The sequence below is a fragment of the Mesorhizobium sp. LjNodule214 genome, from assembly GCF_964252735.1.
Taxonomy (GTDB): Bacteria; Pseudomonadota; Alphaproteobacteria; order Rhizobiales; family Rhizobiaceae; genus Mesorhizobium.
Genome location: NZ_CAXUPE020000003.1, coordinates 262,494 through 274,644, shown reverse-complemented (window position 1 = coordinate 274,644; position 12,151 = coordinate 262,494). Strand labels below are relative to the sequence as shown.

The window sequence follows — 12,151 nt, the reverse complement described above, 5'->3', positions numbered from 1 at the left end:
CCGGTACAGTTTCTGTACTCGCCGCTTCAATCACGAAGGGCTAATGTTCGCCTCAGGTTCGAGGGAGAGGCACCATTCATGACCCAGCACGGATACAAGCAGTTCTGCCCGCTATCGATGGCAGCCGAGGTGTTGTGCACGCGCTGGACGATGGTGCTGATGCGCGAACTGGTGGCGGGTTCGACCCGCTTCAACGATTTGCGCCGCGGCGTTCCCAAAATGTCGCCAACCCTTCTGTCGCAACGGCTGAAGGAGCTCGAGCTGGCGGGGATCGTCGAGCGCAAGGAGGTCCTGGGCGAGAAAGGAATATTCGACTACCGGCTGACCGAGGCCGGTCGCGATTTGCGTCCTGTCGTCGAGGCCATGGGGTTCTGGGGGCAGAAATGGGTCGAGTCCCGGCTGTCGCTGAAGAACCTCGATCCGTCGCTGCTGATGTGGGACATGCGCCGCAATCTGAACCCCTCGCCGCTGCCCGAGGGACGCACGGTGATACAATTTCTGTATCAGGATCTGCCGGCCTCGAAACGCTCGTGGTGGCTGATCGTCGAAAAGCATGGCGAGGTCGATCTGTGCTGGTACGATCCGGGCTTCGAGGTCGATCTCTACGTCTCGACCGACCTGCACACGATGACGGCGATCTGGATGGGGCTGACGACGGTCGAGAAGGCCGGCGCAAAGGTCGTTTTGACCGGTGACCAGGCCATCGGCAGGAAGATGCAGACCTGGCTCGGGCTCAGCCCGTTCGCGGTCGAACCCAAGCGCGCGGCGTAGAGCCGGCTCACTGGACCGGTGTCGCGCCGGCCTGCTGGTCGGCATCGGTCAGCGTCTGCAGGAAGGCGACGATGTCGTCGATCTGGGGATCGGTCAGCGCCGGCTTGCCGCCGGGTTTTTTGCCGAAGGGCGGGTCCTGGTTGAGGTTGGCCCAATAGGCTTTGGGCAGGTCGTCATTTTGCCGGATCGTGCCGTCGGCATTTTTGGGGTACCAGCGGCCGGGATCGGTATCGCGCGTGGCGTAGAAGGCGACGTCTCGCATCTGGAGAAGAGCCCGCAATGAAGCCATATGCTGGTTGTCGTCACCTATGACGAGAATGGCGGCTTCTGGGATCACGTCGCGCCGCCCAAGGCCGACCGCTGGGGACCGGGCAACCGCATCCCGGCGATGATCATCTCGCCCTATGCGAAGATCGGCACCGTCGACCACACGCAATATGACACGACGTCGATCCTGCGCTTCATCACGGCGCGCTACGAATTGCCGGTGCTTCCGGGCATCGTCGCCCGCGACAAGGCGCTGCGCAACAACGACCAGCCACCGATGGGCGACCTGACGGCGGCGCTCGATCTCAGCCGGTAGAGCCTCATTCCTGTTGCGGGCGGGCTCGGTCGAGGCCGCCCGCGATTATTTCTTCCCCTGCGGATAGATCGTCTCGCCGCGCTTCAGCATCTCGACGAAGGTCTCGATCTTCTTCCTGCGGCCGGCTTCGGTCTTCATGTTGTGGGTGCGGAAGGCCAGCGCGAAGCGGTTCTGGGCGCTGAGCTTGGCCAGCATTTCTTTAGCCTTGGGCTCGGCATCGATCGCGGCCTGCAGATCGTCGGGGATTTTCATGTCCTTGCCGCTTCCATAGGCGCGGTCCCAGCGGCCGTCGGCCTTGGCTGCCTCGACCTCCCGCAGCCCATGCTCAGTCATCCGGCCCTCCGCGATCAGGCGGGCGACGTTGTCGACATTGATCTGGCTCCAGATGCTCTTCTTGCCGCGCGGCGTGTAGCGCTGCAGGTAACTCCTGTCGTCGAGGCTCTTGCGCACCGCGTCGATCCAGCCAAAGCACAGCACGACGTCAATGGCCTGCTTGGGCGTGATCGACGGCAGGCCGGAACCCACCTTGTGGACCTTGATCCAGATTTCCGTCTCGGTGGTGTGATGCTTGCCAAGCCAGGCATAAAAGCTCTCCGGATCCGGGAATTCGTGTACCTTGGCGGGATCGACCTTGACCGGCGCCATCAGGCGGATTTTCCTGTTGCGAGTGTCAAATGGCGTTCCTCCTCATCCTCGAATAAAGCAGCAGCAGGACCTCATAGCAAACCCTGCGAAGGTGGCTTGCGCCTCTGCCAACGCCCGTGGCAGGTTCCGGCCCGAAAGTTCTCAAAGCGCGCTGCATTCCCGTTTGGTCGAGCCGGGCAGGCAGACTGCAATTCGGGGGGATGCCATGCGATCGCTGTTGTTCGGGCTTGCGCTGTTGCTGTCGACCTCAGCCATGGCCGAACCGATCGAAAGCCAGAAGATCATCACCGCCGCCACCGGCGACTTCAACCGCGATGGCGCCACCGACCTGGTGATGATCGTCGAGACCCAGCCCAGCGACCCGATGGACGTGCATTTCTTCCTTGGGGACAAGGAGCACAATTATCTCAAGCCAGCTGGCGTGGTGCGCGAGCAGGTCTACGGCGAATGGAACGGCTACGACCGGCCGGGCTACAAGAACTCCGACACCGAGCCGCAACTGACCGCGCTGGCGAACGGCTCGATCAAGTTCTATCTGCCGGCGATGCCGGAAGGCAGCGAGCGCACCAACCAGACGCTGACCATCGCCTGGCGCGAAGGCGCTTTCATCGTCGCCGGCTTTGCCTACGTCCATGACGACGCCCTGAAGGACAATTCCAAAAGCAGATGCGACTACAATGTGCTGACCGGCAAGGGCAAGAGCAGCAAGCAGCAGCCAGACGGCAAGACGGTGCGCAAGAAAGTGTCGGTCGAGGGCGCGGTCATCCCGTTCGCCGAGTGGAACACAGGCACGGGGTTTTCGGCTTGCGGGGAGTGAGTGCGGAGCGCGGCGCCGAAGCTGATCTGCTGGTCACTGCAGATGCGGCTTCTTCAGAAAACTGTTGCGATCCGCCGATTTCACCCGCAGCCAGGTTTCACGGCCGTCGCGCACCACCCTGAGCGGGATCTCGGCGCCGGCCGGGTTTTCCCATAGCTTGCGATAGAAGTCGGCGAGACCATCCACTTCGCCGTCGCGCACGTCCGAGATGATGTCGCCTTGGCGCAGGCCGGCCTTGGCGGCGGGGCCGCCTTCGGTGACGCTCATTACCATGACGACGCCGTTCGACTCGGCCGAGAAGGCGCCGAGCCACGGGCGCGGCGGCTTGGCCACCTGGCCGCGCGTCAGGAGGTCGTCGAGGATCGGCGGCAGGAGGTCGATCGGCACGATCATGTTGATGTCGGCGACCTCGCCGGCGCGGCTCATCTGCAGGCGCAGCGATCCGACGCCAAGCAGCCGGCCGTCCTCGTCGAACAGGGCCGCTCCGCCCCAGGACGGATGGGCCGGCGCGATGAAGATCGCCTCGTCCAGCAGATATTCCCAATAGCCGGCGAATTCCTGCTTGCTGACGATATGCGCATGGACCTGCTGGCCAATGCCGTCGGCGAGCACCACGGCATCGCCGGGTTTGGCCTTGTGGGCATCGCCGAGCGCCACCGCCGGCAAGCCGAGCGGCGACAGCGCCTGCACCAGGCCGAAGCCGGATTCCTGGTCGTAGGCGAGCGCATGGGCGGGGACGACGCGGCCATCCTGGTCGGTCAGCCAGACCTCCTCGGCCTCGGTGATGAGATAGCCGATGGTGAGCACCAGCCCATCATCGCGGATGACGACACCGCTGCCTTCGCGGCGGGTTCCCAGCGCGTTGGCGGTAAAGGCGTCGTCGGGGATCGTGGCGCGGACGGCCACGACGGAGCGCGAAAGGGTATCGATGTTCATCCGTTCATCCTGGCAAGGTCGGTCTTTTCCATAGGTATGGCGGATTGAGTGAGGCGCAAGGGCTGACGCCCTTCTTGCCCCCTTGTGCTTGCCCCCTTGCGGGACGGTGGATCGGCGTCGACATCGATAGTAGTTCAACACAAGTTGAACTTTCTGCAGCCCGCGCTATCTATATCCGGGTATAGACCGAACCCGCCCCATCCAACCTGGCGCAAGCCGACCCTCCCCGTCGAAAACCACAAGGCCTCCCGCGATGAACCAATACACACCGCCGAAAGTATGGACCTGGAACAAGGCGAATGGCGGCACGTTCGCCAGCATCAACCGGCCGATCGCCGGCCCGACGCATGACAAGGAACTGCCGGTCGGCAAGCACCCGCTGCAGCTCTATTCGCTGGGCACGCCGAACGGCGTCAAGGTGACGATCATGCTGGAGGAGCTTCTGGCGCGTGGCCACAAGGGCGCCGAATACGACGCCTGGCTGATCCGCATCAACGATGGCGACCAGTTCGGCAGCGGCTTTGTCGGGGTCAATCCCAACTCCAAGATCCCGGCGCTGATGGACTACAGCGAACCGAAGCCGGTCCGGGTGTTCGAATCCGGCTCGATCCTGGTCTATCTCGCCGAAAAGTTCGGCGAATTCCTGCCGACCGAACGGGCGGCGCGCACCGAGGCGCTGTCCTGGCTGTTCTGGCAAATGGGCTCGGCGCCCTATCTCGGCGGCGGCTTCGGCCATTTCTACGCCTATGCGCCGGAAAAGATCGAATACGCCATCGACCGCTTCGCCATGGAGACCAAGCGGCAGATGGACGTACTCGACCGCCGGCTGGCGGAAAGCGAATATCTCGGCGGCCCCGACTACACGATCGCCGACATGGCGGTGTGGCCCTGGTATGGCGGGCTCGCCAAGGGCCGCATGTACAATGATTCCGGCGAGTTCCTGGCCGTGCAGGAATACAAGCACGTGCAGCGCTGGGCCGACGCCATCGACGCCCGGCCGGCGGTGAAGCGCGGGCGCATGGTCAACCGCGCCTTCGGCGACCCGGCCATGCAACTGCACGAACGCCACGACGCCAGCGATTTTGAGACCAAGACGCAGGATAGACTCGCGGCGGAATAGGCTGAGCGGCTGAAGCTGCCGATCTCCCCCCTCGTGGGGGAGATCGGATGTCGCCCGGCCTTCGCCAATCTCCAAGTCAAAAGTTAAGGACTCCAGCGCGGGGCTTACTCCGCGGCGCTGCATTCCTCAGCCGGCCGAGCCGTGAGTTCCCCGACAGCTGACATCCAAAGCCGATCTATATCCGCCAGACGCGTCTCGTCGATCTCGTCGAGGTGTTTCCAGTACATGCCGTCCTCGTAGAAATAGCCGAGGTCCTGTTCGACCTTCTCGGCCTTGTCGGCTGCGTCGAGCTCGATGCCGGCCAGGATCTCGGCCTGCATCCGGGCGACGCCGGCCTGCGACAGGCCCTGCAATTCCTCGAATGTCAGGCGCGGAAAGATCAGCCGGCTCTGCGGCAGGTCGGACAGGTTGATGCACAGGCATTGCCGCTTCAGCGCCTGGACCAGCAGTCGCGCCGACTTGGCCTCGAGATCGCGCAGTGTCGGGTCGTCGCGCAGCGGGTCGGCACGGCCGATGCCGTAGAAATGCGTCTTGTCCGGCTGGTCGTAGATCATGTCGCAGCCGAGGAAGGCGAGCACGTCTGGTTTCTGGCTGTGGATGGTCCAGTAGGCCGCCGTCATCGCCATGGTGCCGCCGGCATAGACGAAGCCGCCAAAGCTGTTCTGCGCCGGCACGTAGTGCGCTGCGCTGAAGATCTGCGCCTGGCGCAGCATCTGCGGCGGCGGCAGCCGGTCCGGCGGAAAGTCGCCGGCATGGACGAGGAAATCCCAGTCGGGGCGCACGCGCCAGGCATTGTTGATGGCGACGATCCGGCAGAAGGCCGCCTTCGGCCAGGCCTCGCAGCGCACCACATCGGGCGCGCTGCCGATGAGCAGGATGATGCGGGGCGATGTCGACGCGGCGGCCATGGGGCGCCAACCTGTCACCTCCGGGCGGAGCGCTCAAGAGGTTCAATGGTATCGAGACAGCGTCAGCGCCGCGCTGCCCTACCCCTTCAGCAGCGCCGCCAGCCTGGGAATCCCCTCACTCACGGCGCGCTTGTCGGCGAGCGTAAAGCTCAGCCGCAGCGTGTTGCGGCCCGAACCGTCGGCGAAAAAGGCGTTGCCCGGCACGAAGGCGACGCGGGCCTCCTTGACCGAGCGGGCGAGCAGCGCGGTGGCGTCGGTGCCTTCGGGCAGCGTCACCCAGACGAACATGCCGCCATCCGGCCGGTTCCAGCTGACGCCTTTGGGCATGTGCGCGGCGAGCGCGGCAAGCAGGCCGTCGCGGCGTTCGCGGTAGGCGCCGATGAGCTTGTCCACCTGGCGGTCGAAGACGGCTTCGGCGGCGCGGTGCATGGCCACCTGGTTGATCGAGGGGCTGTGCAGGTCCGACGCCTGCTTCATCAGCACCAGCCGCTCCACGACGCGGCGCGGCGCGCAGACCCAGCCAACGCGCATGCCCGGCGACAGGATCTTGGAGAACGAGCCGCAATAGAGCGTGCGGGCGTTTTCGATGCCGCCGGAGCGGGCGCAGTCGATCGCCAGGATCGGCGACACGCCTTCGCCGTCATAGCGCAGCGCGCGATAGGCGGCGTCCTCGATGACGGCGATGTCGAGCTCGCCGGCGAGATCGAGCACCGCCTCGCGCTGCCTGAGGCTCAGCGTCTCGCCAGTCGGGTTGGCGAAATCCGGCACCAGATAGGCGAATTTTACCTTGCCGCCGGCGGCAGCAGCGGCTGCATGGTAGGCCGCCGGCGTCATGTTGCCGCCGTCCGGCGTCAGCCGGTCGTAGCGCGGCTCATAGGCGTTGAAAGCCTGCAGCGCGCCGAGATAGGTCGGCCAGGTGACCAAAGCGGTGTCGCCGGGCGAGAGGAACAGCTTGCCGAGATAGTCCAGCGCCTGCTGCGATCCAGAGGTGATGAAGATGTTGTGCTCGTCGCAGGCGACGCCGAGCTTGCCCATCTGACCGGCCAGCCATTTTCTGAGCGGCAAATAGCCCTCGCTGACTTGATACTGGAGTGCCGATCCCGCCTCGGCGCCGCCGAGCACCGAAGCATAGGCTTCGGATATGGCCTCGATCGGGAACAGCGCCGGGTCGGGGATGCCGCCGGCAAAAGAGATGATGTCGGGCTGGTCGAGCAGTTTTAGCAGTTCGCGGATTTCCGACGCCTTCATGCGCGACGAGCGCGACGCCAAGAGGTCCATCAATGTCACAGCCCACCTCCCCGTGGATTTTTTGAGATTTCTTCGAGCATGACCTCAAACCCGGGTCATGTTTTGGCTGGAGCATGATCTTATCCAAAAACCGGTTCCCACTTTTTGGGATCATGCTCGTATATAGGTCAATCTCACTGACCTATTATCAGGCTCTCCCTCCCGCGGGAATAGCCAGAAGGTCCTTCCGCGTGGCCCAAAGCAGAAATTCACGTTTTAGCGTTTGCGCATGGAAATTTGTTGCGCGCTTGCCGGGGTCGATGCAACCTCGTTTCGGTGGATCCGCATAAAAAGAACAGTGGTCCAGAAAATGGGGGGCACGGGGGATGACACTCAAGCTCATCGGGGCCGGATTCGGCCGCACCGGCACGTGGTCTACCTTTGCCGCGCTGAACAAGCTCGGCTTTCCGAGCTACCACATGCAGGAAGTCATCCTCAACAAGGCCAACAAGGGCCATCTCGACTTCTGGCGCAAGGTGGCGAACAGCCCACCCGGCAGCCAGCACGACTGGAACCAGGTGTTTGCCAACTACACGGCCACCGTCGACAATCCCGGCTGCTGCGTGTGGAAGGAATTGCTGGCCGCCTATCCCGACGCCAAGGTGCTGTTGACGCTGCATCCGCGCGGCGCCGAAGCCTGGTACGAGAGCACGATCGACACGATCTACTTCACCAAAAATGTCTGGCAGTTCAAGATCCTGGAATGGCTGACGCCGTTCGGCCGAAAATTCGGCGACATGTCGAGCAAGCTGGTATGGGGCCGCACCTTGGCCGGCGTGATGGACGACCGCGCCAAGGCGATCGCGCGCTACGATGCCTACACCGAGGAGGTGAAGGCGGCGGTGCCGCCGGACAAGTTGTTGGTGTTCACGGTGACCGACGGCTGGGCGCCGCTCTGCCGCTTCCTCGGCGTCGCCGAACCGGCCGAGCCCTTCCCCAACCTCAACGACCGCGCCAGCCTCAAGAAGGTTATCAAAAGCGTGATCATTGGCTCCTACATCATGCTGGGATTGTCGATCGCCGGCGTCGTGGCGGTGATCGCGGCGCTGTGGTGGTGGCTGGGGTAGAGCGCGGCGGGATTGTCGTTATATTAGATTAAGCGCATATTGCTGCGGACCGAAGCATCGCTTCGGTCATGAACTGCCGTTGGCCATGGCTGCCCAGGCGGTCCACAGGCCACGTCAAAGTCAGTGAAAAGACAATCAACTCCGCGTTGCTCATACACTTGAGCAGCCTGAGACAATGATATCAGGAGGAGACAGCCATGAAGGTTACCATACTGGCAAACTATGCACCTCACGCCGCCAAGGGCCTGATGCAGGGATCGGACCGGGAGGCTGCGATCAAGGCGCTGTTCGAAAGCGTTGGCGGCAAGATGGTGAGCCTGATGTTTACGCGCGGCGCTTATGATGTCGTCGTCAATGGTGAGGTGCCGGACCAGACTGCCGGGATGGGCATGGCCCTCGCCGTGCGGGCAAGCGGTTCGGTGAGCGACCTCGTCATCCTCGAAGAACTCGACATGCAGGGGGTGCTCGCCGCCGCCAAAAAGGCTGCCGGCTCCTACAAGCCTGCCGGCTGATCGCCTGACCAACCTGGCAGCACGGCTCGATTGAACGCACCCGTGCTGCCGGGTCCCGAAATGAACCGCGGTTAACGCTCCGGCCAGCCTGGCCCGTCAAGCCAGGCGACCCGGCCATCAACCGCGCTGGGTCTTGCCTTCATTGGCCAGATACTGGTGGACGAAGGCGATGGCCATGCTGCCCTCGCCGACCGCCGAGGCGACGCGCTTGACCGGGCTCAGCCGCACGTCGCCGCAGGCGAAGACACCGGGCGCGCTGGTCTCGAGCAGATAGGGGTCGCGGCCATGCGACCAGTGCCCGGCCTTCTTCACGTCGTCGCCGGTCAGCACATAGCCGCGCGCATCGCGTGCGACGTCTGCCGGCAGCCACTCGGTCTCGGCATTGGCACCGATGAACACGAACAGCCCGCCGCATTCGTGCCGGCTCACCTCGTTGCCGGCCTTGTCGAGAATGTCGATCGCGGTCAGGTGCGTCTCGCCGTGCACGGCCTGGACTTCGGAGCGAAGCTGGACCTTTACGTTGGATTTCGCCCTGAGCTGCTCGATCAGATAGTGGGACATGCTGTCGGCAAGTGACGGCCCGCGCACCAGCAGCGTCACGCTGCGCGCATGGCCGGAAAAATGCATCGCCGCCTGGCCGGCCGAATTGCCGGCGCCGATCAGGTAAACATCCTGGCCATGGGTGCTGCTCGCCTCGCTGCGCGCCGCGCCATAATAGACGCCCTTGCCGATCAGCCGGTCGAACCCGTCGATGGCGAGACGGCGCCAGGCCACGCCGGTGGCAAGAATGAGGCTGCGGGCGCGCACGACATCAGCGCCGTCGAGCACCACCTCATGCGTTGCCGGGTCGATGCCGGCGACCGAGCGGGTGACCAGTATTTCGGCGCCGAGCCGCTTCGCCTGCTGCAGCGCGCGGCTGGCAAGCTCGTCGCCGGAGATGCCGCTCGGAAAGCCAAGATAGTTCTCGATGCGCGACGACGTGCCTGCCTGGCCGCCCGGCGCCTCGCGCTCGACGACGATGGTGCGCAGGCCCTCGGAAGCGCCGTAGACGGCCGCGGCAAGACCGGCCGGCCCGCCGCCGATGATCGCGACATCGTATTCGGCGCCGCGCGGGCGCGTCTGCAGCCCCAGGCGGATGGCCAGATCGCGCACGGCGGGTCTTTCGATGAGCGCTCCATCCGCCAGAAGGGCAACGGGACCATCTTGAGCCGGCCTGCCCTGGGCGGACCAGAAGGCCTCGGCATCCGACGTGTCGGGCAACAGCCAGGTGAACGAGATCTGGTTGCGGGCGAGAAACCGGCGGAGCTCCCCGCACATTGTATCCCAGCGGTGGCCGACCAGTGTCACGCGAGGCTTCTGCGGCTCGGCGGTGACGCTCTGCAGCCCGCCCATCCGCTCGCGGGCAAGCGCGCTGACCTTCTGGGCCACGTCTTTCGAAACCGCGGCGATGGAATAGTATTGCTGGACCTCGATGCGCATGACGCGGCACGGTTCGGCGGCGCGATAGCCGCCCGGAAAACCCGAGCCAAGCGCGATCGGCACCTCGCCGAAGATCGTTCCCGGCAGCCGCCAGCCGAGCGTCCGCTCGACGCCATCGAAGGTTTTTACCACTTCGATCTTGCCGGCGAGAACCGCAAAAAGTGCTGCCTCTCCACCCTCGTGGACCGCGAACTCTCCAGGGCTGAGATGAAGGTCGGCCGCCATCTGCGCCAGCCGCTTCAGCTCGGCCGCCGGCAGACCCGAAAACAACGGGATCGCTCCCACTTCATCAACTGTCAGCATGGCCCCTCGCAGGCATCAATTAGCGTTGTTTTTTGGCCGTGATCAACAGAAAAAGGCGGAGAGCGTTACCCCCTGGCGCAAGGATGCCGACCGATGCCGATCAGCCTCTACGAGTTCGCGGTCCTGGAGGATCAGGAGTGGGTTCTGCCGGTTGATGAAAGCTATTTCGAATTCTTCTTCGGCCTGGATGGACGGGTTCTCGACACATGGGATCCGCCGCTCATGCAGCGTATCGCCGACGACGACCGCGTCTATGCCTATTCGGACTTCCCCTGGCTTGGCGAACACGCACCGCTGCTGCGCAAGTCGGCCGTCGATGCGCTGGGGGCGTCACTGCAGCCCTATGGCCAGCTGCTGCCGCTTCGCGGCGAAGAGGTCTGGCTCTTCAACGTCACCAATGTAGTCGACGCGCTGGACAAGGAGCGGTCGCAGATCGTCACGTTCGAGGACGGCAGCATCCTCGCAATCGAACGCTACGCGTTCCATGCGGACCGGATCGGCAACGCCGAGATCTTCAAGTTGCCGATGCGCGCGTCTTCCGTGTTCGTCAACGAGGTGTTCGTCGAGCGCGTCCGAAACGCCGGGCTGAGAACGGTGTCGTTCAAGCCGGTGTGGACATCGGCCAGTTAGAACGGCAGCCGAATCTCGTCGGATGGGGCCGGCTCCGACCAGCCGACGTCCTTCTGGATTTCTGGCGACAGATTGTCCAATGCGCGCTTCGTCTCCTTGCGCTTGCCGGCTCGCTTGAGAGCAGCCGCAATTCGGCCAAGGGTTTTGAACATCGACATCCTCCATATCGTAGCGGCGGAAAGAGCAGTGCTGCCCTCTAACACGGCACCGGTTTTGCGACCCGTCTGTATCCGATCGATTGCGCGGGAACGGTGAAGAGCTTCACGAAACCGTGCCAGTTCGAAACATTTGCATGCAAATCAATTTGGGAGGGGCGTGCGCCACCGCCGAGCAAGCTGCCTGCGATATCCGACACTTAGCCTTGTTGGCTGCCGCGCTGATTCACCTTCCCGTTCCAGGGGCAGCCTGCCAGAACATTGTCCGGACGTGACGATCAAGACTCCAGGCGAATGGACCTCGTGCCACCAGCCAGCGCGTCGCGCTCGGCCGGTGTGATGACGCGCGGCATGGAGAGCGGGGCGTTCGTGTGCTGGTCGAAGAGCGGGTTCGGCCGGCCGAGGCCGCGCAGCCACCAGAAGAGGAGTTTTGAGACGCGCAGTGTAAACAGGCTGAAAGTCGGTGGCGGCGGTGCGTTGAGCGGCAGCGGGCCGACGGCGGAGAGTTCATGGATCCGGCAATGCGGCGCGCCGAGCACCGTGTCGCGGGGCTCGGCATCGTGGCACATGAAGGAATGGGTGATGGCGACCACCGGGAAGCGCGGACCGGCTGAGTTGCCGATCGGGGTCCGGCAACACTCCGTGTACCAGCGCAGCACCTTGTCTGAGAATTGCAGGCAGCGCACGGCGTCCTTGCCGGTGGCAAGCGTCACGCGGCCCGCCGGCATCTGGAAGATGTCCGTTCCGCCCGCCACGTCGAGCATATCCGGCCGCTCGAGGAAGCGCGCGAAGGCCTGGCAGTCCCGGCAGTAGCAGGTGAAGCGGAAGCCGGTATGCGGCGCAACGGCCTCGGCGACGCCGCTGACGCGGCCGCAACGGCAACGAAGCGGAATATCCTTTGCGGCCAATGCCATGCGACAAGCTCCCTGATCCGGCGC

At 64.1% G+C, this 12,151-nt stretch carries 13 protein-coding genes and 2 pseudogenes; 7 read left to right on the top strand and 8 right to left on the bottom strand.

Annotation, left to right across the window (positions count from 1 at the left end):
- The first annotated feature begins 78 nt into the window (after positions 1-78).
- On the top strand, positions 79-771 hold the full coding sequence (locus tag ACSQ3Z_RS26490; protein ID WP_436174247.1) for a winged helix-turn-helix transcriptional regulator: 693 nt from the start codon (positions 79-81) through the stop codon (positions 769-771).
- A 7-nt stretch (positions 772-778) separates the two neighbouring features.
- On the opposite strand, the pseudogene ACSQ3Z_RS26485 reads toward ACSQ3Z_RS26490, so the two are convergent.
- A pseudogene (locus ACSQ3Z_RS26485) lies at positions 779-1,024 on the bottom strand (c-type cytochrome); the annotation flags it as partial.
- On the opposite strand from ACSQ3Z_RS26485, the pseudogene ACSQ3Z_RS26480 reads away from it, so the two are divergent.
- Positions 1,025-1,354, top strand: a pseudogene (locus ACSQ3Z_RS26480) (alkaline phosphatase family protein); the annotation flags it as partial.
- Positions 1,355-1,399: 45 nt separating this feature from the next.
- Here ACSQ3Z_RS26480 and ACSQ3Z_RS26475 read toward each other — a convergent pair.
- Complete coding sequence (locus ACSQ3Z_RS26475) at positions 1,400-1,999, bottom strand: YdeI/OmpD-associated family protein (protein WP_436174246.1); 600 nt, start codon at positions 1,997-1,999, stop codon at positions 1,400-1,402.
- Between the two features lie 205 nt (positions 2,000-2,204).
- Between ACSQ3Z_RS26475 and ACSQ3Z_RS26470 the strand changes: the two genes are divergently transcribed.
- Positions 2,205-2,816 carry a hypothetical protein gene (locus ACSQ3Z_RS26470; RefSeq protein WP_436174245.1) on the top strand — a complete coding sequence of 204 codons (612 nt, stop codon included), beginning with the start codon at positions 2,205-2,207 and terminating at the stop codon, positions 2,814-2,816.
- A 33-nt stretch (positions 2,817-2,849) separates the two neighbouring features.
- Here the strand turns inward: ACSQ3Z_RS26470 and ACSQ3Z_RS26465 are convergent, their stop codons facing one another.
- Entirely contained in the window at positions 2,850-3,752 is a 903-nt protein-coding gene (locus tag ACSQ3Z_RS26465; protein WP_436174244.1) for a S1C family serine protease, read from the bottom strand.
- 253 nt (positions 3,753-4,005) lie between these two features.
- On the opposite strand from ACSQ3Z_RS26465, the gene yghU reads away from it, so the two are divergent.
- Complete coding sequence (yghU, locus tag ACSQ3Z_RS26460) at positions 4,006-4,872, top strand: glutathione-dependent disulfide-bond oxidoreductase (protein WP_436174243.1); 867 nt, start codon at positions 4,006-4,008, stop codon at positions 4,870-4,872.
- Positions 4,873-4,976: 104 nt separating this feature from the next.
- Here yghU and ACSQ3Z_RS26455 read toward each other — a convergent pair whose 3' ends face one another.
- A complete protein-coding gene (locus ACSQ3Z_RS26455) occupies positions 4,977-5,780 on the bottom strand; it encodes a hypothetical protein (protein ID WP_436174242.1) in 804 nt (267 codons plus the stop codon).
- Positions 5,781-5,858: 78 nt separating this feature from the next.
- Complete coding sequence (locus tag ACSQ3Z_RS26450; protein ID WP_436175149.1) at positions 5,859-7,058, bottom strand: PLP-dependent aminotransferase family protein; 1,200 nt, start codon at positions 7,056-7,058, stop codon at positions 5,859-5,861.
- 335 nt (positions 7,059-7,393) lie between these two features.
- Here ACSQ3Z_RS26450 and ACSQ3Z_RS26445 point away from each other — a divergent pair, with 335 nt between their 5' ends.
- A complete protein-coding gene (locus ACSQ3Z_RS26445; protein WP_436174241.1) occupies positions 7,394-8,134 on the top strand; it encodes a sulfotransferase family protein in 741 nt (246 codons plus the stop codon).
- A gap of 197 nt (positions 8,135-8,331) precedes the next feature.
- Positions 8,332-8,646, top strand: coding sequence for a GYD domain-containing protein (locus ACSQ3Z_RS26440; RefSeq protein ID WP_436174240.1), 315 nt, complete (start codon positions 8,332-8,334; stop codon positions 8,644-8,646).
- Positions 8,647-8,763: 117 nt separating this feature from the next.
- Here ACSQ3Z_RS26440 and ACSQ3Z_RS26435 read toward each other — a convergent pair whose 3' ends face one another.
- Positions 8,764-10,428 (bottom strand): FAD-dependent oxidoreductase, encoded by a 1,665-nt coding sequence (locus ACSQ3Z_RS26435; RefSeq protein WP_436174239.1) that lies wholly within the window; start codon positions 10,426-10,428, stop codon positions 8,764-8,766.
- Positions 10,429-10,521: 93 nt separating this feature from the next.
- On the opposite strand from ACSQ3Z_RS26435, the gene ACSQ3Z_RS26430 reads away from it, so the two are divergent.
- On the top strand, positions 10,522-11,058 hold the full coding sequence (locus ACSQ3Z_RS26430; RefSeq protein ID WP_436174238.1) for an imm11 family protein: 537 nt from the start codon (positions 10,522-10,524) through the stop codon (positions 11,056-11,058).
- Here the strand turns inward: ACSQ3Z_RS26430 and ACSQ3Z_RS26425 are convergent.
- The gene (locus ACSQ3Z_RS26425) at positions 11,055-11,210 is read right to left on the bottom strand and encodes a hypothetical protein (RefSeq protein WP_436174237.1); all 156 of its coding nucleotides are present in this window, start codon (positions 11,208-11,210) and stop codon (positions 11,055-11,057) included. The two genes, ACSQ3Z_RS26430 and ACSQ3Z_RS26425, sit on opposite strands and share 4 nt — an antisense overlap.
- Positions 11,211-11,491: 281 nt before the next feature.
- A complete protein-coding gene (locus ACSQ3Z_RS26420; RefSeq protein ID WP_436174236.1) occupies positions 11,492-12,127 on the bottom strand; it encodes a DUF6151 family protein in 636 nt (211 codons plus the stop codon).
- Positions 12,128-12,151: the final 24 nt, after the last annotated feature.